The following is a 26,215-nucleotide window of genomic DNA, read 5'->3' on the forward strand; positions in this document are numbered from 1 at the left end:
TGAAACTGAGTCTTACGCAATAGAAAGTTTATTTTAAAAGTCAACCCTATGATTTAACAAATCCTTGTATTATAATAAAAGTACATTGTGAAATGTTTCACAATACTGAGTCTGCTCTCTATCCAATAGTTTAATATAATGTGAATATTGAAAGGGTGGTTTTTTTGACTTTCTTAGAGATTTTAACAGCTTTGATGCCTGTACTTGCTGTATTTATTTTTCTTGTAATCTTCCGTCTTCCTGCGGTCACAGCAATGCCGATCAGTCTTGGAATCGTAGCCGTGCTGGCTTTTGTAATATGGAAGGTTCCTGCTATTCGAATTGCAGCCGCTTCTATGGAGGGGGCTATGATTGCCATTTCGATTATCTGGATTGTATTTGGGGCGATTCTACTGCTGAATACTTTACGTAACAGCGGAGCCATGGACTCTATTCGAAATGGTTTTTCTGGAATTACAGAGGACCGTCGAGTTCAGGTGATTATTATTGCCTGGTTGTTCGGGTCTTTCTTAGAAGGAGCAGCAGGATTTGGAACACCTGCAGCCATTGCAGCTCCATTGCTTTTGACACTTGGCTTTCCTCCTTTAGCTGCTGTCGCCGTATCATTGATTGCGGATAGCAGCGCAGTTTCTTTTGGGGCTGTAGGAACTCCACTGATTGTTGGGGTTGATCAAGGATTGAAGCAAGGGGATGCTGTCGCCGAGCAGGTACAAGCTAGTCTTGGAAATCAGCCGCTCGAAGGATTTATTCAAGAAGTTGCTCAGACTGCGGTACTTATGGATCTATTTATCGGGAGTTTCATTCCGCTGATTCTTGTTATTATTCTTACAAAATTATTCGGTGAAAATCGTTCTTTCCGCGAAGGACTTGCTATCTGGAAGTTTGCTATTTTTGCAGGCTTGAGCTTTACGATCCCTGCCTTCATGGTTGCTACTTTCCTTGGACCTGAATTTCCATCTATTATTGGCGGGCTGGTTGGTCTTACTATTGTAGTTCCAGCTGCTAAGAAAGGATTTTTGCTTCCGAAAGAACCTTGGACTTTTAAAGGAGAAGTACCTCTAAGCGAGTCATCTGCTCTCAACAAGCGGACGATGCCTCTTTACAAAGCCTGGCTTCCTTATGTGGCTGTGGGTGTACTACTCGTACTGACACGTGTTAATATTCTGCCTTTTAAAGCCTGGCTTACAGCGGTAGAAGTGAAATGGGAAAATATCCTGGGAACGAATTTATCCACTGCCTTTGAACCACTGTACCTGCCTGGCACGGTTTTTGTGATGGCGGTCCTGCTTACGATCTTTTACCACCGCATGTCTAAAGAAGCGGTTAAAAAAACCGTTCAGGTATCTGCAAGCTCTATGGTTGGCACGATTATTGCCTTACTTACCGCTGTGCCGATGGTAAGAATCTTCATCAATTCCGGAGTCAATGAAGCTGGTCTTCTAAGCATGCCGATGGAGCTGGCTAATCTTGTTGCGGAGGGCGTAGGAGGGGCTTGGCCGCTTGTGGCCCCTATTATAGGCGCCCTTGGTTCATTTATCTCAGGGAGTGCTACATTCAGTAATATGATGTTCTCCCTTTTCCAATTCAGTGTAGCGGATCAAATTGGAGCAAGCGGTCAGCAGGTTGTTGCTTTACAGGTTATCGGATCGAACGCAGGCAACATGATTTGTGTCGTTAACGTCGTAGCGGCAGCTTCTGTTGTCGGTCTGGTAGGGAAAGAAGGAGCGATTATTCGGATTACTCTTATTCCTATGCTGTTTTATGTGGCAATGGCCGGAATTATCGGGTTTATTTTTATAAGTTAATATGCATAAAAAGTGACTGTGCCCATGCAGTCGCTTTTTTTAGTGTCTAATAGGGTATGAAATGTATAGGCTATTTAACTAACTTTCTATAAATTTAAGTTTTTTGCCGTTTTCCTGTTGACTTCCTCACTCAATTTTGTATAATTATAAACATCAAATAATAAAAATACATTCGCAGACGAAGAGAGTATGTATAAACGGAAGCAGCAGCGAGCCGGGGGTGGTGGAAGCCCGGTGGTTCATTTATACAGAAACGCACTTCTGAGAAGATCGGTGAACAAGTAGCCGGTTCCGGGAGCACCCGTTATCAGTTTCGAGTTGGTCTATCTAATAGACAATGAGAGTGGCACCGCGGATGGTTAAAACCAGAATCCGTCTCTTACCAGAAATAAGAGGCGGATTTTTTTATGGAAATAGACATGTTCTACAATTTCTTAGGAGGTATTTATTATGGCGAAACCAAAAGTAGTATTAGCGTATTCAGGTGGATTGGACACTTCAATCTCAGTAAAATGGATTCAGGAAAAATATGATTATGATGTGATTGCTGTTGGACTGGACGTTGGAGAAGGTAAGGATCTTGAAACCATCCGTCAGAAGGCGCTTGATGTGGGAGCCATTAAAGCCGTCATGATTAACGCGAAAGAAATTCTGGCTGAAGAATATCTAATGCCTGCCCTAAAAGCGAATGCCTTGTATGAAGGGAAATATCCTTTATCATCCGCTCTCTCTCGTCCGTTAATTTCTAAGCTGCTCGTTGAAATTGCTGAACAGGAAGGCGCAGTTGCTGTGGCTCATGGATGTACTGGAAAAGGGAACGATCAGGTACGTTTCGAGGTTTCCATCCAGGCTCTTAATCCAGATCTTGAAGTAATTGCCCCTGTCCGTGAGTGGGGAATGACTCGTGACGAACAAATTAAATATGCTGAAGAAAAAGGAATCCCGGTACCGGTTAATTTAGAAAACCCGTTCTCGATTGATGCCAACATCTGGGGCCGTGCTTGTGAAGCAGGTGTTCTGGAGGATCCATGGGCTGAAGCTCCGGAAGCGGCTTATGCATGGACGAATCCATTGGAAAAGACTCCAGATCAGGCGGAAACGATTGAAATCGATTTTGTTGAAGGAAAGCCTGTCGGTCTGAACGGAAAACAGATGGATCTTGTGCCTCTGATTGAGTACTTGAATGAATTGGGCGGCAAGCATGGAATCGGCAGAATCGACCATACCGAAAATCGTCTCGTCGGCATTAAATCAAGAGAAGTGTATGAGAATCCTGGTGCCATGATTCTGATCAATGCGCATAAGGAGCTTGAGTTCCTGACGCTGACAAGAGAAGTTTCTCAATATAAAACAAGTGTAGATCAGCAGTTGGCTAAAATTATCTATGATGGTTTATGGTATTCACCACTTCAGCCGGCCCTGTCCGCTTTCGTGGACTCCACTCAGCAGGTGGTTACGGGTACGGTGAAAGTGAAATTATTCAAAGGACATCATAATGTAATCGGTAAGAAATCTCCGGTCAGTCTTTATAATGAAGAGCTTTCTACGTATTCTAAAAATGACGCTTTTGATCATAACGCTGCGGTTGGATTTATCAAACTATGGGGACTTCCGACAAAAGTACATGCGGATGTTCATAAAGGGAAGAAACTCCTTGATCAAGAACTGGTGACCGTCCATGAGTAAATTATGGGGCGGACGTTTTACCAAACCTACTAATAAGCTGGTGGAAGAGTACACCTCTTCCATCGGTTTTGATCAAAAACTGGCGCTTCAGGATATCCAGGGGAGCCTGGCTCATGTAGAAATGCTTGGAAAGTGCGACATCATAACACAGGAAGAAGTGGATGAGATTCAAGGTGGTTTAAAGGCTGTTGAAAAGAAAATCCAGGCCGGTGATGTGGATTACTCGGTAGCAGATGAAGATATCCACATGAATATCGAAAAAATGCTGATTGATGAAATTGGTCCTGTTGGCGGAAAACTCCACACCGGCAGAAGCCGTAATGATCAGGTTGCTACGGATATGCATCTGTACTTACGGGAGAAAACCAATGGATTGCTCGAGCTGGTGGAGGCGGTGCAGACAGCGCTTGTGAATCAGGCCGAATCCCATGTGGAAACGATTCTTCCGGGATACACTCATCTTCAGAGGGCGCAGCCAGTATCTTTCGGGCACCATCTTCTCGCCTATTTTTGGATGTTTGAACGGGATAAGGAACGATTGCAGGATAGCTTGAAACGAATTAACTGGTCGCCGCTAGGTGCGGCAGCTCTGGCTGGAACACCTTATCCGATAGATCGCCAAATGACAGCGGAAGCTCTCGGTTTCGATAAACCTTATCCGAACTCCCTGGACGCCGTCAGTGACCGCGATTTTATCCTGGAGTTTTTATCTATTTCTTCTATTATGATCACCCATATTTCCCGGTTATCTGAAGAACTCATTCTATGGAGCAGCCAGGAATTCGACTTCATTGAATTGGATGATGAGTTTTGCACAGGTTCAAGCATTATGCCGCAAAAGAAGAATCCTGATGTTCCTGAATTGCTGCGTGGCAAAACTGGACGGATCTACGGAAATCTGATGGGGCTGCTTACTCTCTTAAAAGGGCTGCCGCTCGCTTATAACAAGGATATGCAGGAAGATAAAGAAGGCATGTTTGATACTGTGGATACTTTGGAAGGAGCGCTGTCTTTACTTGCTCCAATGCTCGATTCGATGGATGTAAAAGCAGATCATATGAAGCAGGCGGTTAAGGAAGATTATTCGAATGCGACGGATATAGCTGATTACCTGGCAGTAAAAGGACTACCATTCCGTCAGGCTCATGAAATTATAGGTGAAATTGTATTGTATGCGATCGATCAGAACAAGTATCTGCTGGATCTGACGATGGAAGAATACAAGCAATTCTCTGAGCTGTTTGAAGAAGATATCTATGATAAATTGGCTCCCGAACAGGTAGTAGCCGCAAGGGTCAGTGAAGGAGCTACCGGTTTTCAGCAAGTCTACAACCAAATTGATCTGGCAAAAGAGCACCTTTCTTAAAACAGAAGGCGCTCTTTTTGTCGTTACTCCTTACATAAAAGCTATCCTAAGCGAGTGTCTTAAGCTGCTTATTAAACAATAGGGCCGGATTATGGAAGACTCAGTTTCGAGATATTGTCTGGAGAAAGAGGCTCCAGGGAACGGCTCGCTTTCCGCGGGCATGTGGTGAGCTTCCTCGGGCTTAACAGCCCTGCGGGATCTCACCGATCATGTTCATCCCGCAGGAGTCTTCGCCGTTCCCTTCCGCCCCTTTGCGTTATGGAGAGCTCGAAAATCTTTCCATAATCGCCTTCCCATGAACGAGATCCACACTGGTTTTCACGTGTGTTTACGTGTAGGAACCCTGTTATAGAAGCATTTGAGGCAGATACAGCTTGGCTCCTGTCTTCTATAGCAAGGTCCGTTCACTAGATATCATTGGGGTGGCGGTGGAAACGACGAGACTCCCGCGGGAGAAGGAGCTAGGTGAGACCCCACAAGGAGTGTTAACGACTGAGGAGGCTTGCCAGTTTCCCCGCAGGAAAGCGAGTTGTTTCCGTAGCCGCCCTCATCTAATGTTTGCAACGGACCCGAGTTATCTCGAAACTGAGTCTTCAAGTAATGGGAGCTTTACTGGAAGAGTAACTAGATTATTAAAGGGGCGGAAGGGTAAACGTTTTAAAAGTGACAAAAAGGATATTATACATAGTAGAACACTTTTAAAAGGGGATTGAGACGATGACTAAACATGTAGAAGCATATTTTAGAACGGAAAATGATGCAGAAAGCGCAAAATCATCTTTGCAGAAGTATAATATTGAACAAGAAGCCGTTGAGCCTATCCCGGAAGAAGTGGATCTAACACCAATCGTTCCGGCAAGTGGGTCGGCGAATACCGGCGGAGGAACATTTAATTTTACAGATGTAATCACTCCCAAAAAAGATAATGATGCGATGGCTGATAAACGCCATCTTACTCATGTGCTCAATTTCAAGATTCCTGAAGAAAATTATGACGAAGCACTGAAAGTAATCGTAGAGCATGATGGACATATGGAGCAGTCGAAGCTGTAAATAAACAGATTTTAAATGATATCTCAACAGGACTCTCCCTTACAGGAGGGTCTTTTTTATGTGGGTTCGTTTTCATGAATCCATTGAGCAATCGTCCCTGGCAGCTTGAATGGGATACTTTAACATACTAGGCTTATTTAGGAGTAAACCAGCTTTTAACCGTAGATAAAATACCGGACTTTTGAGATTTTTCTTCGGTCTTTTCTTCATGTTCAGGAACGAAAATATCTTCTATATCGACGGCATAATCGTAAGTTAATACAGCGCCAAGATCTGAATGCGCATCCTTATTCATAACATTCGTGTAGGGGATGTTATATTTAGCTGCCAGTTTCTTTTCTTCCTTCATAAATTTCGGAGCTACGTCACCATTTAGTAAAAGTTTTGTATCTGGATGCTGTTGCATAGCTTTCTCTAATTCCTTAAGGGAATTGTCCTGCATTAATTGACCCTTCGTGATCGCCAGGACTACGCGCTCTCTAATCGTACCTAAAAAGCGCTTACGTTCGGAGGGTCTAATTTGTTTTTTACCATAGATGCCTTCTTGTAATTTATCTTCTATTTCTTTATTACTCATTTCGCCACCTTCTTTCCTTATCATTACTATGTCCATTTTAAAACAAACTTTTTCTTCACGCATCTTGGAAGCACTGAAATAGATAGGACGGTTAGGAAGGGCGTGGGTACTATGTATTTTGTGAATTGTTGATTCCTTAGAACGACTAAAAAGCGATGCCGCAGCAGGCATCGCTTTTTCACATATACATACTGGCAAGAAAAATGCCGATCGTTTCCTGGTAAATCTCATCGAACTGACTGAGAGGGAGGGGGTTCACACCTTCACCCAGTTCCACAGTAAAGCCTGGCTGCCGGTACACTTTTACAAACCAGTCTTTGTATCCTGCGTAACTGTCCACGTAACGAATGGGTTCATATCCACTGACACGACCGAATTCATTAACGATCGTCATAGCTCTTGGTGGTTCAAGGCCTTCATACCCCCAGTAAATAACCTCACCCTGAGTATGGAATGCTAACATTTTTTCAAATAATCGTTCTCCTGCAAGTTCAGCCATGGCGATTGCTTCTGGCTCTGTTAATGGCTGGTAGCCAGGGAAATCCCTGAATGCTGGTTCTTTTGGTTTTCTCGCTGCTTCCACATCCCATTTAGCAGGATACTGATTGTTTAAATCCACTCCACGTATGTTCGCTTTCCAACCTGAGAAATCTGTACTCCCCTGATTGATTCTAAGCGCTTCCTGACCAAATTCGCCTTCAGGAGGGCCATTTAGGACGAGGTTAACTCCATCCGGATCCACCATCGGAACAATGGATAAGGTGACTTGATCATAAAAAGGACCGACATCCAGACCGCGAATCGATTCTTTGTTCGTTAAAGCTAATAAATAATCATTTAAAAATTGCATGATTACAGCGGTAGTAATCCATTCGTTCCCATGAAAGGACCCGTTCCAGTGAACGATTTTCGATCCTCGTCCAATTTGAAGTTCATCTAAATTTTTTCCCATTACGCTCTGGCCGATAGTTTCATTGCGAATGAACGGATAAATTTCAAATAGTTTATTCAAATGTCCGGTTAAAACCTGATAGTCGTATGCCTGATTTCCATCCACTACCCGGTAAGTAACTTTAACAGGAATTCGTATAGATTGTCCGATTTGCAGCCGTCTCGGATTAACAGTGGGATTCAGTAAAGCTAACGAGTCGACAGCGATACGTCTTTCGGTAGCAATTTTCCAAAATGTATCATTCGCTTGAATGTTATAAGAACTTACTTGGTAACCTGGTATTTTAATGATCTGGCCGATAGCTAAGGCAGAAGGGTTCACTTGGGGATTGGAATCTATAATCAGTTTTAATGGTACATTAAATAAATTAGAGTAGTACCAGAGCGTATCCCCGCTTCTCACGTTTATATCCATGGTAGGACCTCCTAAGCATGGTAATCTTTTTACTACTATATGGTAAGGAAGGGATGAGCATGAGGTTATTTAGAAATTAATCCCATGAATACGGATCTTCCTGAGCTGTAATTTAGTCTTTTGCCCTGTTCTTAAAATTCCATGATTAACCACCAGGGGTCTGGTGGTACATATACCCAAGAGGGTTCTTTACTTTAAAAGGAGGTAGAAAAATGGAACAAACAGAAACAAATCAACAAGTACAAATGCCAAGAATTGGAGATGACGCACCAACTTTTAATGCGGCTACCAGCCAAGGAAATATCTCGTTGGAAGATTATAAAGGCAAATGGCTTGTCCTATTTTCTCATCCATCCGATTTTACCCCGGTATGCACAACAGAGTTTGTGGGGCTTCAGGAAATCTATCCTGAACTAAAAGAAATGAACACAGAACTGCTTGGATTAAGTGTGGATAGTGTTCCATCCCATATTGCGTGGATTAGAAGTATTGAAGAAAATTTTAATACGAACATTGAATTTCCTGTTATTGCCGATCTTGATAAACAAGTAGCTATGAAATACGGTATGATTATGCCAGGCGAAAGCCAGGTAGAAACAAGCCGGGCAGTATTTGTCATTGATGATAAACAGAAGATCCGTTCTATCATTTATTATCCACTGACAACCGGAAGAAACATGCAGGAAATCCTGCGTCTCGTGAAAGCTTTACAGACGACAGATGAACACGGTGTATCCACTCCTGCTAACTGGCAGGAAGGAGATAAAGCCGTTGTTTCACCTCCGAAATCGCAAGAAGAAGCAGCGAAACGTGCCGAGGAAGAAGGCATAGAATATATTGACTGGTATATTTCTAAAAAAGACGTATAATCAGGGAAGCAGGCTGTCCAAGCGGGCAGCCTGCTCTTTTTTTTATGGCTCTGCTTTAAAGCTATGGTGATTCTTTAAAAAGGCTTTTTACACAATCGGGCCGTTTAGTTAAAGACTCAGTTTCGAGATAGTTTGGGTCCGTTACGATTTGTGGAGAAGGGCTGGTAGGGAAATAACTCGTCTTGTTCTATCACCCAGCCACTCGAGACATAAGCCGTTCATCAACGGACGGAAAGACCACCGTCCTTTTGATGCTCGGCTTATGCTGGTCGTGTCTTTCGGGGTGATGCCACATTTGAACACTTTCCTGTGGGGGAACTGACAAGCTTCCTAGGGCTGCGCCCTGTGGGATCTCGCCTACTCCTTTCTCCCACGGGAGTCTCATCATTTCCCCACAAGCCCCAGCTTTATTAGGAAGAACGGCCCCTTTGGAAAAAGAGAATTCTGTTCTCCTTAACCTGATTGGAATGCTTATATAACAGGCTCTATCCCATAGTTTCAGCCTGATAAAAGAATATAGCTCATGTAATTATTTATTCTCAAGCGGTGAAGGATAAAACCGTTTCGAGCTTCTGACTTGGCAAAGTCCGGAGGGGAATGATGCAGACTCCTGTGGGATGAAAATGACAGGGGAGACCCCGGAAGGCGAAGCCTGAGGAGGCTCCGCGCATTCCCACGGAAAGCGAAATCATCCCCGAAGGACTGTCCTCTCAACCTAACTCGAAATCAAACTTTCAACAAACGGGAGCTTAAGCGTAATATTAACAATGAGGTTAAACAGAGCTTTTTAAAAGATAATTTCACTAAAAGGGCTCATAAATCATAGGTTTCAGGTACAATAATAGAAGAAGGTTATAATAGGAAGAAGTGATCGTAATGAAGGAAACATTTGAACAACTAGGGGTACGGAAAGATTTTATTGATAAATTAACACAAGAAGGTATTGGCGCTCCCACACCTATCCAGCAAGAAGCGATTCCCGCTTTAATGGATGGACGCGACGTGATCGCTCAAGCGCAGACAGGAACAGGGAAAACCTTTGCGTTTTTATTACCAATTTTACAGAACATCCGTGTAGAGGAGACGTCTGTACAGGCTGTGATTGTCACGCCCACACGGGAACTTGCTCTTCAGATTACGGAAGAAGTGCGAAAGTTAAAGACTGAGGATATGCATGTGCTGGCTGTTTATGGCGGTCAGGATGTAGCCAAGCAGGCTCATAAACTGGATGGACAAGCTCATATTGTCATTGCAACACCCGGGAGAATGCTTGACCATTTACGGAGGGGAACGATTTCCCTTGAAGCGGTGAAATACATGGTTCTGGATGAAGCGGATCAGATGCTTGAAGCCGGCTTTCTACCAGATGTACAGGATATCTTAAGCCAGACACCTGAAGCTAAGCAAACCATGTTATTCTCAGCGACCATCACAACTCAGGTCAATCAGCTGGGCAAGAAAATTCTTAAAGACCCAAGAAGAATTACTGTGCAGGAAAAGACCGTAACATTAGAGGGAATTAAACAGCTGGTCTATGAAACAACGGACCGTGCCAAACAGGATACATTGATTGAAATTATGCAGGAACACCGTCCATTCCTTGCTTTGATATTCTGCCGGACTAAACGTAGAGCAAGGAAGTTGAATGATGCCTTGTTAAGTCATGGGTTTGAAGCAGATGAACTTCATGGCGATCTATCACAGGCGAAACGGGAGAAAGTCATGAAGCGGTTCCGTGATGCTAAGATCCAATATCTAGTAGCAACTGATGTAGCCGCCCGCGGTCTTGATGTGGAAGGGATCACGCACGTGTTCAATTACGACATCCCGCAGGATCCTGAAAGTTATATTCACCGGATCGGCCGCACTGGAAGAGCTGGAGGGAAGGGGCTTGCCATTACGTTCGCTGCTCCAAAGGATCGCCAGGCTCTGCAATCGATTGAAAAAAGTATTAAACAGAAAATTGAACGCCGTTCTCTTGCCAATTTATCCCCAGGTAAGGAAAAAGAAGCTAAATCAGAACCACCAAAGAAAAAAACAAAACGCTCTCAAAGACGAAGATAATACGAGATCCGCTCTTTCCACAGGAGGAGCGGATCTTTTTTTTCTAAAAAGAGGTCTTAAAACTGTTCCGTTGAGCATCCCTCTGAAATATGATACATTAAACATATAATCCCGAGTTTGTTGATAGGGATTATAAAGATTAAGGGGATGGAAGAAAGATGGGCGTAGAATTTGTCGACCTATTTAACCAATGGGCGAGTTCATATGATGATACAGTGTCTGGAAATGATCCAGAATACAAAGAGGTTTTTGAGGGTTATGAGGATATGCTGGAACTTCTGGCCGGTCTCTCCATTTCTCCGGTTATGGAATTTGGTGTAGGGACAGCTAATTTGACTCGTAAGATGATCGGACAGAATAAAGTTGTGATTGGTATTGAGCCATCATCCGAAATGCGGAGGATTGCCAACTTGAAGTGTCCGGAAGCAGCCATTTATGATGGAGATTTTCTTAATTATCCACAGTTGATCACACCTATTCAGTCCATTGTCAGTTCTTTTGCCTTTCATCATTTAACAACCAGTGAAAAAATAGAAGCAATTCAGAAATTTGATGATAAACTGGAAAGTAAAGGCCACGTTATTTTTATCGATACTCTTTTTAAGGATGAAGCTCATAAACAAGCATTAATTAAAAATGCGGAAAAATCCGGTCACTTGAATCTGGCACAGGATTTACAGGAAGAGTATTACGGGTATCTCGATGAGCTGAAGGAAATGTTTTCTAATCAGGGATTTGAGGTATCATTTAAACAAATGAATAAATACGCCTGGTTGATTCAGGCAAAAAAAGGAGAATGATTTATGACACAGATGAACGTAGAAAGCTTTAACCTGGACCATACGAAAGTGAAAGCTCCTTATATCCGCCTTGTCGGTGTAACCGAAGGAGATAAAGGTGACAAGATCTACAAATATGATATCCGTGTGAAACAGCCTAACCAGGAGCATATGGATATGCCGGCTCTTCATTCCCTTGAACACCTGATGGCTGAAAACAGCCGTAATCATCACGACCGTATTATCGATATCGGTCCAATGGGCTGCCAGACAGGATTTTATCTTGCTGTATTAAATGATGACAGTTATGAAAATATTCTTCAGGTTGTAGAGAACACATTGAAAGACGTACTAAGTGCTACCGAAGTTCCAGCCTGCAATGAAGTACAATGCGGATTCGCAGCGAGCCACAGCTTAGAAGGTGCGCAGGAACTTGCGCGTGAACTGCTTAACAAACGTGATGAATGGACGGAAGTTTTTTAATAAACGAAGGGTGAGAGTGCGATGAGTTATGTCAGGAATGTTCAATCGTTAATCGGTCATACACCGATGATCGAGCTTACTCACTCGGACATCCCGAATCAAGCGCGTATTTTTGCTAAGCTTGAATTCATGAACCCAGGCGGTAGTATAAAAGACCGTCTGGGTTTAAAACTGATTGAGGACGCCTTGAATAGAAAGCTGCTAAAGCCGGGCGGAACGATTATTGAAGCTACCGCAGGCAACACAGGCATTGGAGTTGCGCTTGCTGCTGTTGGAAAAGGATATCGCGTTGTTTTTGTCACCCCTGAAAAGTTCAGTCAAGAGAAACAGACACTGATGAGGGCTCTCGGCGCGGAAGTGATTAACACTCCCACAGAAGAAGGGATGCGCGGAGCCATCAAAAAAGCGGATGAATTGGTTAATGACATTCCAAATTCGTTTAATCTGCAGCAGTTTAATAATCAAGCAAACCCCGATGCATACTACGAAACGTTAGGACCTGAGATATACACAGATTTGAATGGAGAAATTGACATTTTCCTTGCTGGTGCTGGAACAGGTGGAACCTTTATGGGAACTTCCCGCTATTTAAAAGAGCAGAATCCAGCGATCAAGACAGTAATTGTCGAACCAGAAGGCTCTGTCATTAATGGAGGAAAGGCTGGTCCGCATGATACAGAAGGGATTGGCATGGAATTCCTGCCTTTTTACATGGACACCTCCTATTTTGATGCTATTCATACGATTCCGGATTCCATTGCCTTTCAACGTGTAAAGGAACTGGCATTAAATGAAGGGCTGCTTGTAGCCAGCTCATCCGGAGCAGCTTTTGAAGCGGCTCTGCGTGAAGCGGAGCAAGCTGAACCTGGTGCCAGAATTGTAACGGTTTTTCCGGATAGCAGTGAACGATACTTAAGCCAAGGGATATATGAGGAGTGAATTTATGAGAAAGAAAACGCAATTAATTCATGGTGGTATTACAGGAGATGAAAAAACCGGTGCAGTTTCTGTACCCATTTATCAGGTTAGTACCTATGCGCAGGACGGAGTAGGAAAGCATCGGGGATATGAGTATTCCAGGACCGGCAACCCAACTCGATTTGCTCTTGAAGAATTAATTAAAGAAATTGAAGGCGGTTATGCCGGCTTTGCTTTTGGGTCTGGAATGGCTGCGATTACCGCTGTACTCATGACCTTTAAACAGGGAGATCATATTATTTTTACGGATGATGTGTACGGCGGAACATATCGCCTCGTTTCCCAAGTAATTACCCGTTTTGGTCTCGAAGCAAGCTTTGTAGATACTAGTGATTCCAAAAACATTGAAGCAGCGATGACCGAGCGCACGAAAGCGTTATATGTGGAGACACCGACGAATCCTTTGTTAAAAATAACGGATCTTAAGAAAACTTCTGAGCTTGCTAAAGCTCATAATTTAACCTTCATCGTGGATAATACATTCAGCACGCCTTACTGGCAGAACCCGATTGATTTTGGGGCAGACATTGTTTTGCACAGTGCAACAAAATATCTGGGCGGACATAGTGACGTAGTCGCCGGACTGGTTGTTGTGAACTCTGAACAATTAGCAGAAGAGGTTCACTTCGTATTAAACTCCTCTGGTGGTATTCTCGGACCGCAGGATGCCTGGCTGCTTATGCGTGGTATTAAGACATTAGGTGTCCGTATGGAAGAAATTGAAGAAAACACGCGAACCTTCGTTGAGTTTTTACAAGGACTTCCAGAGGTTACGAACATTTACTATCCAGGTCTTACAGAGCATGTGGGTCATGATGTTCATCAGAATCAGGCACGCGGAAACGGTGGAATGATCTCTTTTGACGTAGGAAGCGGGGAAAAAGCAGATAAAGTGCTGCGGAATGTCCGCTACTTCACCCTTGCTGAAAGTCTTGGAGCAGTGGAAAGCTTAATTTCTGTCCCGGCTAAAATGACACATGCTTCTATTCCGGAAATGCGCCGGGGTGAGCTTGGTATAACCGACGGGCTTGTCCGTGTATCCATCGGACTTGAAGATATTGAAGATTTGAAAGAAGATTTTCTTGAGGCCTTACGTAAATAATTATGAAAAGCGCCGCCCTTTGGGGAGGCGCTTTTTTTGAAAATTGTTAGTCGCAATCGAGTTAGCTGACGACAAAAATGAGTTAGAGTAAGGTGCCCTTTGAGTAGCCCAATGATCGGTTAATGGCCTTGGAGGATATGATTTACTTTCCATTGTCCAGTATCGTTCAGGGCTCAAGAAAACCAGCGGGTTTTGAAAAAATCAACAAGGAGATTTACCAGCACACTCTTTGTATAGAGACCTGTTCGTAAGCCACACTAAGAAGGACTATGAAGCAGGAGTGGAAAGTATGGATTACGTACACTACAGAAAACAATTAGAAGAAAGACAGATGGAAATAGAGACCCGTTTATTGGAAAAGAATTCATTGGGAATAGAGCGTGGCTTTGCCAGTGATATGGCTTCAGGTGAACTTTCGCAGTATGATAACCATCCGGCGGATTCTGGAAGCGAATTGTATGAAAGAGAAAAAGATATTGCTCTTTTAGGACATTTAAAAGAAGAGCTCTCGGATATTGAGTATTCCCTTAACCAAATGAAAGCAGGAAAATACGGCATCTGTGAAAAAACAGGGAAGCCGATTCCAAATGAACGACTGGATGCATTTCCGACTGCACGCACTGTATCTCAAGCGTCTACGAATCAGGAAATGTCGAAAGATCGCCCCGTTGAAGAAAAGGTTCTTGAAGACCTGGAGGCGAATTACGGAAGGGATGCCGATGATCCTGAATACAATGAGCAGAATGCTTATGAACAGGTTGCTTCCTTTAACCAGAGCAGCATGACTTACGATGATTCATCTTTAATGGACAATCAGGATGGAACTGGGTATGTAGAAGAATTTGAGCCTTTTGTATCTACTGATATGCATGGATACACGGGAGCTGATCATGTGACGTTTGAACGCAATGTTCATTATGACAAGTACATGGATGACATGGACGAAGCAGAAGCGGAACGATCAGAGGACTAATAAAAAAGAGGAAAGGCCACGTAGCCTTTCCTCCTTTTATGTATTAAATCCTGGTGTTGACCTCAAAAAATAATTATTCAAGTATCAGGCCGGATTGTTGAACACTCAGTTTCGAGATAACTAGGGTCCGTTGCCAAAATATAGACAGGTGCGGCTACGGAAACAACTCGCTTTCCTGCGGCCCTACACGATGTAGGGTCGATCGATGTTGCCACAGGACGTGGCGATTTTAGTCGATCCTCCTTTTTACCGTGAGCCTCCTCAGTCGTTATAACTCCCTGCGGGGTCTCGCCTAGCTCCTTCTCCCGCGGGAGTCTCCTTGTTTCCTTCGCCACCCTAAGTTTGAAGAGTGAACGGACCCTTCTACAGGTGATAGATGGGTGCTTGATCTGTTTCATATGGTTCTATAGCGGGAATTTTTCACACGTATTTGCTCATTGTTATAAGTTTATATCCATCATAAACCGTGGCGTTTTAAACATGATTTCGAACTCCATATATTGCAAGGTCCGGAGGGGGACGGTGAAGACTCCTGTGGGATGAACATGATCGGTAAGATCCCGGAAGGCGAAGCCTGAGGAAGCTTACCACATGCCCACGGAAAGCGAATCGTCCCCCGGAGGACCTTCCTGATAAACCAATATCTCTAAATCAAGTCTTACAGTATCGGGAGCTTATATGGAAAATCAACATTGTATATGATAGAAACTTTCGTATAGAAAATGTAGAAAAGGGAGCTTCCGCTTAGTGGGAGCTCCCTTTCTTGTAGATTAATTATAGGTTTAGTAGCCAACTTCGATGGAAGTATTGACCATGTACATTTGATCGTTTTTATCGTCCTTATCTTCTAGAACAATTCCGCTCGTAGTTTTCATGCCGCCATCCATAACTTCAATCGTTACTTCACCATAAGGGATTGCCTTTTTCACTTCCTCATGGTCCAGTTGATCATGATCGCAAGGCAAAGCCAGTTTCACATTTGTTTTCATATTATCAAGCGATTTTTCGGGTAGAGCCTCACGTATGCCTGGCATAGAATTTGTGTGGATAGCATTTTTAATCGCGCGTACGGCGGCTTTCGTAATGTTTTGACCATGAACGTCAATTCCCATTCCTGTTTGAACGAATAACATTTGATCCATGATTGATACCACCTTTCTTACAAAGTGTTTATCACATATTCAAAATTTGAAACCTTTACCAATTAAATTTCTTTAAATGTCCGATTACGCGGCGAATGACGGGGAGGCCTACGATTTTTAAAAAAATCATTCATGAATGTTCCAAATCAAGTTGACACACTATTTCGAATATCTGTATAATCTAATACTATAATTAAAACATAGTAAGTTTATAGGAATTATTGTGTTAGGGGGCCGCCATGTTTTTACAGATCAATGATGTGAGTAAAACGTTTGACGATAAAAACCAGGGAAGCTTTGAAGTGTTTTCTGGAATCGATTTAAATATAGAACAAAATCAGTTCGTATCTCTTCTTGGTCCCTCCGGCTGCGGAAAGTCTACTCTTCTTTCCATGGTGGCAGGTCTTGAAAGTGTTTCAAAAGGTTCCATTGTATTAGAGGGACAGGAAATTAAGAAAGCAGGAACGGACAGGGGCATGATTTTTCAGCAGGCCTCCCTTTTTCCATGGCTGAATGTCAAAGAGAATGTGATGTTCCCTTTGAAGAGCATGGGATCTAAAAAAGATGCAGAAGAGAAGGCGGATCGTTTTCTACAAATGGTTCATTTGAGCCGTTTTAAGGAGCATTATACGCATGAACTGTCCGGAGGTATGCAGCAGCGGGTGGCTATTGCTAGAGCTCTTGCTATGGACCCGAAAGTGCTGCTGATGGATGAACCGTTCGGGGCGCTCGATGAGCAGACCCGTCACATTCTTCATGAAGAATTGATGAAAATATGGGAAGAAACGAAAAAGACTATTCTTTTCGTTACTCACAGTATTCAAGAGGCTATCAAGTTATCTGACCGCGTAATTGTTATGGGAACACGTCCGGGTAAGATCATAGCTGATTTCAATATTGATCTGCCGAGACCAAGGAGACGCGATGACCCTCAAGTCATCGAGCTTGAAAAAAAGGTGATGGGTCTCCTCGAGGTAGAAATTAATAAAGTCCTGAAGGAAGAGCTTAGTTATGAAAGTCATTCTTAAAAGAATTCTATTTTTACTCGCCGTTATAGGAATTTGGCAGTTAGTCTATTCATTAGGTGTTTATGAGAAAATCGTCTTTCCCGGTCCCTTACAGGTAGGGGAGGCACTGATCACAGGGTTCACTACTGGAGACTTTCTAAATGCTCTGGGTGCAAGTTTCAGGCACTTATTCAGTGGACTTTCTCTCGCTATCCTGTTCGGAACCATCCTTGGTGTAATCCTTGGTAAATCAAAGCAGGCCGATGAAACAGCGGGGATGTATTTAATTGCTTTGCAAAGTATCCCAAGTATTGTCTGGGTGCCGCTTGCAATAATGCTATTCGGTTTTTCAGAGTTCGCTGTCGTATTCGTCGTGGTATTGGGCGGAACGTTTGTCATGGCACTGAATGTCCGCTCTGCCATTCATAGTGTCCCACCGCAGCTTGTAAGGGCAGCGAGAACGATGGGAACCAATGGACTTTCCCTCTTTTTCCGAGTGGAAATTCCGTCAAGTGTTCCTTATTTCATGTCCGGTCTGCGTCTAGCCTGGGCTTTCAGCTGGCGTGCATTAATGGCCGGCGAGTTATTAAGTAACGGTCCTGGACTCGGATATTCCTTACGTTACGCGCAGGATTACGCCCGAATGGATCAAGTTATAGGAATTATTATTATCATTGGCGTTATTGGAGCTGTCGTTGATCAGCTTGTTTTTTCAAAATTAGAGAAGAATGTAATGAAACGCTGGGGTTTATTAAAAACATAGATTAGAGAGGGGCAAAGAAATATGAAGAAATTTTTTTCTGTTTTCACGTTACTAACATTAAGTCTGATCCTTGCTGCATGTGGTGGGGGAGAATCCTCTAGTGCAAACGGAGACGGTGAAGGCAATAAAGAAATCACCATAGGCTACTTCCCGAATATTAACCACGTAGCCGGCATGGTTGCTGAAGAAAAAGATTTGTACTCAGAAACACTGCCTGATGGAACAAAAGTGAACTATCAATACTTCCCGGATGGTTCGGCTTTCATGACGGCTCTTGAGACCGGCGATATCCAGGGCGGTCTAGTTGGACCCGGACCAGCGATGAATCACTTTACAAGCGGCGCTAAAATTAATGTTGTAGCGGCTGGTTCAACTGGAGGTACGGTTATTATGGCTAGAAACGGTGCAGATATTACTACACCGGAAGATATGCCTGGAAAGACGTTTATCTCTCCTCGTGTAGGATGTACACATGACGTTCAATTCGAAACGATGATGAAAGAAGAGTACGGCATCACCTCAAGCCGTATTGACGGTCAAATGAAGCACGTAACAGGTAAACCAGCCACGTATGCGAGCTTATTTGAAAGCGGCAAAGTCGATGTAGCAACAGTACCGGAACCATGGGCTTCTTCCATTGAAGAAGAAGGAACTGGAAAAGTTCTTGTGGATACACCAAATGTAGCATATGGAGAAACTCTACCTGCGGCGGTGTTTGTAACTTCTCAGGATCTTGTTGAGAATAACCCGGATATGGTCGATAACCTTGTAGAAGCTCATAAAGAAGCCACGACATTTATTCAAGACAATCCAGATGAAGCGAAATCAATTGCGATTAAAAAAATCAAAGAAATTACTGATCAGGAGCTATCTCAGTCTGTGATAGACAATGCCTGGGAACGTATCGACTTCACGTACGAAGTAGAAGAAAAAACACTTCAGGATTTTGCTAATTCATCCTATGAACTTGGTTTCCTTGAAGAAAAACCAAATCTGGAAGGGCTTGTCGACAAAAGTTTTCTTGATTAATGAATCACATATAGAACCGGAATCCAATGGGATTCCGGTTTTTTGTATGGTTAAAAAATGGATCTGTTAAACTTCCATGTTGTTTCTAAGGTAAAGCTCCCGTTTGTGTAAGATTCAGTTTCGAGATATTTAGGCTGAGAGGACAGTCCTTCGGGGGATGATTTCGCTTTCCGTGGGAATGCGCGGAGCCTCCTCAGGCTTCGCCTTACGGGGTCTCCCCTGTCATTTTCATCCCACAGGAGTCTACATCATCCCCCTCCGGACTTTGCCAAATCAGAAGATCGAAACCGCTTTATCCTTTTATCAAGCTGAAACTATAGGATAGAGCCTGTTATATAAGCATTCCAGACAGGTTAAGGAGAACAGAATTCTCTTTTTCCGAAGGGGACGTTCTTCCTAATAAAGCTGGGGCTGGTGGGGAAATGGCGAGACTCCCATGGGAGAAGGAATCAGGTGAGATCCCGCAGGGAGTGAAACGAGAGAGGAAGCTCCTGGTAAAAAGGTGGATCGACTAAAGTCGCCACTTCCTGTGGCATCGTCGATCGACCCCACGTCGTGTAGGGCCATAGGAAAGCGAGTTATTTCCCCACCAGCCCCCTCCTCACAGCGTAACGGGCCCAATTTATCTCGAAGCTGAGTCTTCCACAATCCGGCCCGTGTAATAAGGTTCTTATGAAAAATCAACATTTAACTTTATCAGATCCAAAAAATATATCGATTGTATGAAACCGTTAACATGATAAAATGAACGGTAAATGAACGTTTACCGGGAGCGTGAAAAAATGCTTGAAATGTTGGAAAATAATCGGGATGGAATATTAGAGACTATTTTCGGCAATGTAAATCACTGTATCGTAGTAGTGGATGAACAGGGAATGGTCTCCTATTTAAATGAGAGTTATAGCGAATTTCTGGAAGTGGATAAAGAAAGCGCGATCGGAAAACATGTGACTGAGGTCATTGAAAACAGTCGTATGCACATTGTGGTAGAAACAGGAGAAGAAGAAATGGCGGATATGCAATTTATTCGCGGCAACTATATGATTGCCCACCGTATTCCACTTCGTGCTGATGGAAAAGTAGTGGGCGCTCTTGGCATGGTTCTATTTCGAGATACAGAAGACTGGAAGAAGCTGAACAGCCACATCAGAGATCTTTTTCTTGAATTGGAATCATACCGCAGCAAGATGAAGAAGCTGAATGGAGTGGATTATTCGCTTCACGATATGGTTACCAGTTCGCCTGAAATGGAGGAGCTGAAAAATAAGATTAAAAAAGTAGCACCAGGGGACGTATCGGTTTTACTTCGAGGCGAGAGCGGAACAGGAAAGGAACTCATTGCCCACAGCATCCATCATTTAAGCGACCGCCATAGGGAACCTTTCGTTAAAGTGAATTGTGCAGCTATCCCTGACCATCTCATCGAATCAGAATTATTTGGGTATCAGGATGGCTCTTTTACAGGTGCTAAAAAAGGGGGAAAAGCCGGAAAGTTTAAGCTGGCTAATGGAGGGACTCTGTTTCTTGATGAAATTGGCGATATGCCGCTCCAGGCCCAGGTTAAAATTCTCCGAGCACTGCAGGAAGGAGAAATTGAATCCCTGGGATCCACTACTCCGGAAAAAATCGATGTTCGTATTATTGCAGCTACCCATCAGCCACTAGAAGAAATGATTGCCGAGCAGCGGTTCCGCGAGGATTTATTTTATAGAATTAATGTGGTCCCTATTTATATTCCTCCGCTTCGAGATCGTCAGGATGATATTCGCTTGCTTGCTAAATTTCTTCTTGAAAAAATAACGAAACGGACGGGAAAGAGAGTGATTGATTTTGAACCGGAAGTGTACGAGAGTTTCCATCAGTACGAGTGGCCGGGAAACGTTCGTGAACTTGAGAATGTGATTGAAGCCGCGGTGTATTTGACGAATGAGGAATCGATCGGCATTCAGGAGTTACCTGAACGCCTGAAAAGGAATCATTCACAATTTGATGATAATAAAAGTTTGAAAGAAATTATGGAAGCCACGGAAAAGCAGACAATTGAAAGAACGCTAAAACAGGTACATGGAGACAAGGAAAAAGCAGCGACTCTGCTCCACATTGGAAAGTCGAGTCTCTATGAAAAAGTAAAAAAATATGAGTTGTAAACCATTCCAGATTTCTGGAAAACCATTCCGAAATCCTGGAATGGTTCTTTTTTTATGTGATGAAAGGGTTTACATGAATTGTTAGTAAACGTATCTCCTGTTTGAATTCCAATTACTTGGAATGGTGTCTGGTTTTTACGATGGTAAAAGGCGATTTTATGAACATTTTCGACATATTTTAAAGTTGGCACGATCCTTGCATGTATTTAGGGGGAAGGGAGCTGGAAGATATGAAAAAAATATATTCGTCATTTGAAGAAGCTGTAGATCAGATTAAGGATCATTCGACCATCATGGTTGGAGGATTTGGGTTAGTAGGTATACCGGAGAATTTAATAATGGCCTTAGTAGAGAAGAATGTTAAACATTTAACCGTCATTTCGAATAATTGCGGAGTAGATGATTGGGGGCTCGGTTTACTCCTGAAAAATAAACAAATTGATAAAATGATCGGTTCGTATGTAGGAGAAAATAAAGAATTTGAACGTCAGGTTCTAGAAGGAGAATTAGAAGTAGAGCTTACACCTCAAGGGACGCTGGCAGAGAGAATTCGTGCAGGAGGGGCTGGTATTCCAGCATTCTATACCCCGGCAGGAGTGGGAACTCCGATTGCGGAAGGAAAGGAAGTACGTATGTTTCAAGGGAAAGAGTATATGTTGGTGACCGGTCTGACCGCTGATTTTACATTAGTGCGCGCAGCGAAAGGAGACCGTTTCGGAAACTTAGTCTATAACAAAACGGCCCGTAATTTTAATCCGGAAATGGCAACAGCAGGTGAAGTTACAATTGCTGAGGTTGAAGAACTTGTAGAGACTGGGGATCTGGATGCCGAACACATTCATACTCCCGGAATTTACGTTCAGGGATTAATACAAGGACAGCAGGAAAAACGAATTGAACGTCTGACATTACGTCAAGAAGCCTAAAAGTTAAAAGGAGGAGTTATTTTGGATAAAGCAGCAGTAAGAGAACGAATCGCGCGAAGAGCTGAACAGGAAATTGAAAGCGGTTACTATGTGAATTTAGGGATCGGCATGCCTACGATGGTTGCGAATTATATTCAGCAGGAAAAAGAGGTTGTACTACATTCTGAAAACGGACTGGTCGGCATAGGCCGCTCACCTTATAAAGAAGAAGTAGATCCGGATCTGATTAATGCCGGTAAGGAAACGGTCACCGCTTCGAAAGGGGCTTCCTACTGCAGCAGTGCTGAGTCCTTTGCCATGATTCGCGGTGAACATCTTGATTTAGCGATTCTTGGTGGGATGGAAGTCTCAGAAGATGGCAGCTTAGCGAACTGGATGATCCCGGGGAAGATGATTAAAGGCATGGGAGGAGCTATGGATATCGTCCACGGAGCCAGAAAAGTGGTCATCATTATGGATCATGTGAACAAATATGGCGAACCGAAGATATTAAAGCAGTGTAAGCTTCCTCTGACCGGTAAAGGTATCGTTAACCGTATTATCACAGATCGCGCCGTAATCGATGTAACGGATGAAGGCCTGACCTTAGTGGAGGTAGCCGAAGGGTGGACCGTGAATGACGTTGTGGCATCGACAGAACCATCCTTGAAGATCAGTGAGCGTTTATCATCAGCTGCATTTTAATTTTTTCTTAAAGGGGATTATTCATAATGGTAAAAAATAAAGTCGTATTTATTACAGGAGCTGCAAGCGGTATCGGCTATGAAATTGGAATGGAATTTGCAAAGAATGGAGCAAAGGTCGTTTTGAGTGACATGAACGAAAAGAAGGTAATGGAAGCAGCGGCTGAAGTTACCGAAGCAGGCTATGAGGCCATCGGTCTGACGTGTGACGTGACGAAAGAAACGGAGCTTCAGGAAGCAATCGATAAAACAGTTGAGCAATACGGTAGATTAGATGTGCTGATCAACAATGCAGGATTACAGCATGTCGCATCCATAGAAGAATTTCCAACCGAAAAATTTGAGTTCATTACGAAAGTGATGCTGGTCGCTCCGTTTATGGCAACTAAGCATGTATTTCCGATTATGAAAAAACAAGGGTTCGGTCGGATCATCAATATGGCTTCTATCAATGGTCTAATCGGATTTGCCGGCAAGTCAGCTTACAATAGCTCAAAGCATGGTGTGATCGGCCTGACGAAAGTAACGGCGCTCGAAGGAGCAGAACATGGAGTTACGGTCAATGCGGTCTGTCCGGGTTACGTAGATACGCCACTTGTACGCAACCAGCTGGAAGATCTAGCAGCTAATCGAGGGGTGTCTCTCGAAAAGGTCCTGGAAGAAGTAATTTACCCGCTCGTCCCACAGAAACGTTTGCTTTCGGTACAGGAAATATCCGATTACACATTGTTTTTGGCTAGTGATAAATCAAAAGGGGTAACCGGACAGGCTGTGGTTATAGATGGCGGTTACACCGCTCAATAATGAAAGGGAAGGTGTAAAAAATATGGAGAATATTTATATTTTAGAAGGTGCTAGAACTCCATTTGGAAGCTTTGGAGGTATCTTGAAAGATGTAGATCCGACTGATCTTGGTGTAACCGTCAGTAAAGAGGCGATCAAGCGCAGCGGAGTAACCCCTGAGGATATTGATTTCACAGTAATGGGGAATGTCATTCATTCAGCTAACAACGCGCCTTACTTAGCAAGACATATGGCATTAAAAACTGGGATTCCCATTCAAAGTCCGGCTTTCGCCGTAAATCGGCTCTGTGGATCGGGTATGCAATCGGTTATATCAGCAGCTCAGTCCATCCTTTTAGGTGAAGGGGAAACAGCGCTCGCGGGCGGCACAGAAAGTATGAGCTTAGCTCCACATGCGATGCGAGGCAGCCGTTTTGGGACGAAACTTGCAGATCCTAAAATAGATGACATGTTGTGGGCAGCTTTAACCGATGAGTATATCGGAGGGGGAATGGGAGTGACCGCTGAAAATCTTGCGGAGAAGCACAACATTTCCCGGGAACAGCAGGATGAATACGCAGCCGAGAGTCACAAACGTGCAGCAGAAGCCCGCAACAGTGGTAGATTTTCCGATGAGATCGTACCAGTTGAAGTTAAGTCCAAAAAATCCACTGAACTGGTAGATACGGATGAACATATTCGGGAGGATACAAATCCGGAAGTCCTTGCCAAATTGAAACCGGCTTTCAGAAAAAACGGAACCGTTACCGGCGGAAATGCAAGCGGGATCAATGATGGAGCTGGAGCAGTTGTAGTGGCCGGTGAAAAGTTTGTAGAGGCAAAAAACCTTAAACCCGCAGCGAGAATTGTTTCCTGGAGTGTTGCCGGAGTTGAGCCGGACTATATGGGAATCGGCCCGGTACCAGCTATTAAACAGGCGCTGAAGAAGGCTGGACTCACGCTTGATGATATGGCAGTGGTGGAAGTAAATGAAGCATTTGCAGCCCAATACCTTTCAGTAGAGAAAGAACTAGGGTTGGATCGCAACCGAGTAAACGTAAACGGAGGAGCGATTGCCCTTGGACACCCAATTGGTGCCAGCGGCACGCGTGTACTATACAGTTTAATTAAAGAATTACAGAGAAGAAATGAAAAATATGGCGTCGCCTCTTTATGTATAGGCGGTGGCCAGGGCATCGCCATGGTAGTAGAAGCCCAATAAAATGCGGATATTAGGGAAGGAGGAATCTTTATGTTAGGAATTTTTCTAGGTCTCGTTGTATTGATGGTTCTTGCCTATGTGGGATGGTCTATTATCTGGGTAGCTCCAATCGCAGCGGGTATCGTGGCCCTCACAGGGGGACTGGATTTACTGGAAGCTTATACGGACACCTATATGGGTGGGTTCGTTAACTTTGCCAAAGCATGGTTTCCAGTGTTTATGCTTGGAGCTATCTTCGGCAAATTGATGGAAGACACAGGAATGGCTCGTTCTGTTGCAGTTGCCTTAACCAAAGTAATTGGAACGAAGCGTGCCATCCTAGGAGTATTGGCCTCAGCAGCTGTTTTAACCTATGGAGGCGTCAGCTTATTTGTTGTCGTCTTTGCTGTGTATCCTCTCGCTTTGTCTTTATTCCGTGAGGCTAATATCAGCAGAAAATTAATTCCAGCTACCGTAGCTCTTGGTGCGTTCACTTTTACCATGACAGCTATTCCAGGAAGTCCGCAAATACAAAACCTGATCCCGATGGATTATTTTAATACAGATCCGACGGCGGCTCCGGTGATGGGGATTATAGCGGCCATTATTATGGCTGGAGGCGGATATTTCTATCTGAGATGGCAGGAGAAGAAATTGACGGACAAAGGTGATGTATTTACTGAACCAAAAGATAAAAAAATAGTGGATGTAGAAGAACAGAGTAATCCTAATTTTTTATTATCGTTATTACCTTTACTTACAGTTTTGATTACATTGAACGTTTTTAAATGGGATATTGTAACCGCTCTCATTACAGGGGTTGTATTAATAATGCTTCTGAATATTACTAAGTTTAAAGGATTTGTTACCTCTATTAATGCAGGAGCAAGCGGTTCAGTTATTGCCATCATTAATACGAGTGCAGCTGTTGGATTCGGGACAGTCGTAAGAGAAGTGCCTGGATTTGAACGACTGACTCAAATCCTTATGGGTGTAAAAGGAAATCCGCTGATTTCAGAAGCCGTTGCAGTAAACGTTCTTGCCGGTGCAACTGGTTCAGCTTCAGGGGGCATGGGAATTGCGCTTGAAGCACTTGGTTCGAAGTACTATGAAATTGCTATGGATACAGGCATTAGTCCAGAAGCCTTTCACCGGATTGCTTCGTTATCGTCAGGCGGACTCGATGCACTTCCGCACAACGGAGCTGTCCTCACGTTGTTTGCTATTACGGGCATGACACATAAAGACAGTTATAAAGATATTTTTGTTGTGGCCGTGCTCATACCAATTATTTCGGTAGCGGTGGTCATTCTTCTGGCTTCTATAGGGATTCTGTAAAAAAATGCATAAAAAACGGAGCATTAAGCTCCGTGTGTCAGGCTGCCGAAAAAAGTTCGGCAGCTTTTTATAATTCATTGGGGAATGGGAAATGA

General features: G+C 43.5%; 23 protein-coding genes and 1 other annotated feature. Of the genes, 20 read left to right on the top strand and 3 right to left on the bottom strand.

Annotated features, from left to right (window positions below; genetic code table 11):
• Positions 1 to 164 precede the first annotated feature (164 nt).
• The 4 genes from ACTWP7_RS01935 (at position 165) to ACTWP7_RS01950 (ending at position 5,910) form a co-directional block, all read left to right on the top strand.
• Positions 165 to 1,805 carry an L-lactate permease gene (locus ACTWP7_RS01935; RefSeq protein ID WP_443121817.1) on the top strand — a complete coding sequence of 547 codons (1,641 nt, stop codon included), beginning with the start codon at positions 165 to 167 and terminating at the stop codon, positions 1,803 to 1,805.
• 166 nt (positions 1,806 to 1,971) lie between these two features.
• Positions 1,972 to 2,188: a binding site (T-box leader), on the top strand.
• A gap of 67 nt (positions 2,189 to 2,255) precedes the next feature.
• Entirely contained in the window at positions 2,256 to 3,491 is a 1,236-nt protein-coding gene (locus ACTWP7_RS01940; protein ID WP_443121818.1) for an argininosuccinate synthase, read from the top strand.
• On the top strand, positions 3,484 to 4,857 hold the full coding sequence (gene argH, locus ACTWP7_RS01945; protein ID WP_443121819.1) for an argininosuccinate lyase: 1,374 nt from the start codon (positions 3,484 to 3,486) through the stop codon (positions 4,855 to 4,857). Before ACTWP7_RS01940 ends, argH begins: the two co-directional genes overlap by 8 nt.
• Before the next feature lie 717 nt (positions 4,858 to 5,574).
• Complete coding sequence (locus ACTWP7_RS01950) at positions 5,575 to 5,910, top strand: hypothetical protein (RefSeq protein ID WP_443121820.1); 336 nt, start codon at positions 5,575 to 5,577, stop codon at positions 5,908 to 5,910.
• A 133-nt stretch (positions 5,911 to 6,043) separates the two neighbouring features.
• Here ACTWP7_RS01950 and ACTWP7_RS01955 read toward each other — a convergent pair whose 3' ends face one another.
• Positions 6,044 to 6,487 (bottom strand): YueI family protein, encoded by a 444-nt coding sequence (locus tag ACTWP7_RS01955; RefSeq protein ID WP_443121821.1) that lies wholly within the window; start codon positions 6,485 to 6,487, stop codon positions 6,044 to 6,046.
• Between the two features lie 178 nt (positions 6,488 to 6,665).
• Positions 6,666 to 7,853, bottom strand: coding sequence for a M14 family metallopeptidase (locus ACTWP7_RS01960; protein WP_443121822.1), 1,188 nt, complete (start codon positions 7,851 to 7,853; stop codon positions 6,666 to 6,668).
• Between the two features lie 212 nt (positions 7,854 to 8,065).
• Here ACTWP7_RS01960 and ACTWP7_RS01965 point away from each other — a divergent pair, with 212 nt between their 5' ends.
• The 7 genes from ACTWP7_RS01965 (at position 8,066) to ACTWP7_RS01995 (ending at position 15,101) form a co-directional block, all read left to right on the top strand.
• Positions 8,066 to 8,722, top strand: coding sequence for a peroxiredoxin (locus ACTWP7_RS01965; RefSeq protein ID WP_443121823.1), 657 nt, complete (start codon positions 8,066 to 8,068; stop codon positions 8,720 to 8,722).
• Positions 8,723 to 9,598: 876 nt separating this feature from the next.
• Positions 9,599 to 10,786, top strand: coding sequence for a DEAD/DEAH box helicase (locus tag ACTWP7_RS01970; protein ID WP_443121824.1), 1,188 nt, complete (start codon positions 9,599 to 9,601; stop codon positions 10,784 to 10,786).
• Positions 10,787 to 10,944: 158 nt separating this feature from the next.
• Positions 10,945 to 11,586 (top strand): methyltransferase domain-containing protein, encoded by a 642-nt coding sequence (locus tag ACTWP7_RS01975; protein ID WP_443121825.1) that lies wholly within the window; start codon positions 10,945 to 10,947, stop codon positions 11,584 to 11,586.
• A gap of 3 nt (positions 11,587 to 11,589) precedes the next feature.
• Complete coding sequence (locus tag ACTWP7_RS01980; RefSeq protein ID WP_443121826.1) at positions 11,590 to 12,048, top strand: S-ribosylhomocysteine lyase; 459 nt, start codon at positions 11,590 to 11,592, stop codon at positions 12,046 to 12,048.
• A 21-nt stretch (positions 12,049 to 12,069) separates the two neighbouring features.
• Positions 12,070 to 12,987: a PLP-dependent cysteine synthase family protein gene (locus tag ACTWP7_RS01985; protein ID WP_443121827.1), complete on the top strand. Its 918-nt coding sequence runs from the start codon at positions 12,070 to 12,072 to the stop codon at positions 12,985 to 12,987.
• Between the two features lie 4 nt (positions 12,988 to 12,991).
• Complete coding sequence (locus ACTWP7_RS01990; protein WP_443121828.1) at positions 12,992 to 14,128, top strand: bifunctional cystathionine gamma-lyase/homocysteine desulfhydrase; 1,137 nt, start codon at positions 12,992 to 12,994, stop codon at positions 14,126 to 14,128.
• A 289-nt stretch (positions 14,129 to 14,417) separates the two neighbouring features.
• Entirely contained in the window at positions 14,418 to 15,101 is a 684-nt protein-coding gene (locus ACTWP7_RS01995; protein ID WP_443121829.1) for a TraR/DksA C4-type zinc finger protein, read from the top strand.
• A 782-nt stretch (positions 15,102 to 15,883) separates the two neighbouring features.
• Here ACTWP7_RS01995 and ACTWP7_RS02000 read toward each other — a convergent pair.
• Entirely contained in the window at positions 15,884 to 16,243 is a 360-nt protein-coding gene (locus ACTWP7_RS02000) for a Lin0512 family protein (RefSeq protein WP_443121830.1), read from the bottom strand.
• A 239-nt stretch (positions 16,244 to 16,482) separates the two neighbouring features.
• Between ACTWP7_RS02000 and ACTWP7_RS02005 the strand changes: the two genes are divergently transcribed.
• The 9 genes from ACTWP7_RS02005 (at position 16,483) to ACTWP7_RS02045 (ending at position 26,120) form a co-directional block, all read left to right on the top strand.
• The gene (locus ACTWP7_RS02005; RefSeq protein ID WP_443121831.1) at positions 16,483 to 17,271 is read left to right on the top strand and encodes an ABC transporter ATP-binding protein; all 789 of its coding nucleotides are present in this window, start codon (positions 16,483 to 16,485) and stop codon (positions 17,269 to 17,271) included.
• Complete coding sequence (locus ACTWP7_RS02010) at positions 17,255 to 18,013, top strand: ABC transporter permease (protein ID WP_443121832.1); 759 nt, start codon at positions 17,255 to 17,257, stop codon at positions 18,011 to 18,013. The genes ACTWP7_RS02005 and ACTWP7_RS02010 overlap by 17 nt, the downstream gene beginning before the upstream one ends.
• A gap of 21 nt (positions 18,014 to 18,034) precedes the next feature.
• The gene (locus tag ACTWP7_RS02015; RefSeq protein ID WP_443121833.1) at positions 18,035 to 19,042 is read left to right on the top strand and encodes an aliphatic sulfonate ABC transporter substrate-binding protein; all 1,008 of its coding nucleotides are present in this window, start codon (positions 18,035 to 18,037) and stop codon (positions 19,040 to 19,042) included.
• A 782-nt stretch (positions 19,043 to 19,824) separates the two neighbouring features.
• Positions 19,825 to 21,189 carry a sigma-54 interaction domain-containing protein gene (locus tag ACTWP7_RS02020; protein ID WP_443121834.1) on the top strand — a complete coding sequence of 455 codons (1,365 nt, stop codon included), beginning with the start codon at positions 19,825 to 19,827 and terminating at the stop codon, positions 21,187 to 21,189.
• A 230-nt stretch (positions 21,190 to 21,419) separates the two neighbouring features.
• Positions 21,420 to 22,115, top strand: coding sequence for a CoA transferase subunit A (locus ACTWP7_RS02025; protein WP_443121835.1), 696 nt, complete (start codon positions 21,420 to 21,422; stop codon positions 22,113 to 22,115).
• Positions 22,116 to 22,136: 21 nt separating this feature from the next.
• Positions 22,137 to 22,799: a 3-oxoacid CoA-transferase subunit B gene (locus ACTWP7_RS02030; RefSeq protein WP_443121836.1), complete on the top strand. Its 663-nt coding sequence runs from the start codon at positions 22,137 to 22,139 to the stop codon at positions 22,797 to 22,799.
• A gap of 26 nt (positions 22,800 to 22,825) precedes the next feature.
• Positions 22,826 to 23,602 (top strand): 3-hydroxybutyrate dehydrogenase, encoded by a 777-nt coding sequence (locus ACTWP7_RS02035; RefSeq protein WP_443121837.1) that lies wholly within the window; start codon positions 22,826 to 22,828, stop codon positions 23,600 to 23,602.
• A gap of 22 nt (positions 23,603 to 23,624) precedes the next feature.
• The gene (locus tag ACTWP7_RS02040; RefSeq protein ID WP_443121838.1) at positions 23,625 to 24,803 is read left to right on the top strand and encodes a thiolase family protein; all 1,179 of its coding nucleotides are present in this window, start codon (positions 23,625 to 23,627) and stop codon (positions 24,801 to 24,803) included.
• A gap of 30 nt (positions 24,804 to 24,833) precedes the next feature.
• Positions 24,834 to 26,120, top strand: coding sequence for a GntP family permease (locus ACTWP7_RS02045; RefSeq protein ID WP_443121839.1), 1,287 nt, complete (start codon positions 24,834 to 24,836; stop codon positions 26,118 to 26,120).
• The last annotated feature ends 95 nt before the right edge of the window (positions 26,121 to 26,215 follow it).

Origin of the sequence: Halobacillus sp. B29 (assembly GCF_052246755.1) — a bacterium.
GTDB classification, from domain to species: Bacteria; Bacillota; Bacilli; order Bacillales; family Halobacillaceae; genus Halobacillus; species Halobacillus halophilus.